The organism is Clostridium boliviensis, from assembly GCF_033342255.1.
In the GTDB taxonomy this organism is placed as follows: domain Bacteria; phylum Bacillota; class Clostridia; order Lachnospirales; family Lachnospiraceae; genus Lacrimispora; species Lacrimispora boliviensis.
This window is the reverse complement of sequence record NZ_JAWONS010000017.1, coordinates 1-446: the sequence shown is the minus strand read 5'-3', so window position 1 is coordinate 446 and position 446 is coordinate 1. Positions and strand designations below refer to the sequence as shown.

The 446-nt window shown below is 46.0% G+C and carries 1 protein-coding gene; it reads left to right on the top strand.

Annotated features, from left to right (window positions below):
- Positions 1-2: 2 nt before the first annotated feature.
- The coding region (locus tag RZO55_RS00895) for a type IV secretory system conjugative DNA transfer family protein (protein WP_318062421.1) at positions 3-446 on the top strand (444 nt) is incomplete at its 3' end.

The following is a 446-nucleotide window of genomic DNA, read 5'->3' as shown; positions in this document are numbered from 1 at the left end:
CGATCAAGGATCTAGATGTACGGGTCAATACGATCCGAAGCCGGGGGATCCAATTGGTTGGCATATTCCAAAACATCCCTCAGTTTGAAGACAAATATGGAAAGCTGGGGTCAAAATCGATTGACTCCAGTTGCGACACGACAATCTTTCTGGGCACAAAGAATGACGACACCAACCAGGCGATTTCTAAAGCACTGGGGACGACAACCATCAGAAACATCTCTTTCAGCAAAAAAGATCATGGAGCAGGAGTTAGTGAAAGCTATACCAGCCGTCCTTTGATGTATCCGGAAGAAGTAAGGGCGCTTAGAGATAGTGACGAATTGCTGATCATTCAGACGGGACGGCCTCCGATGAAGCTAAAGAAGCACATGTACTTCAAACAGAAAAAATGGCAGCGCGTTTTGGCCATGGAAACACATTGGTCAAATATTGAGGAGCGAGAT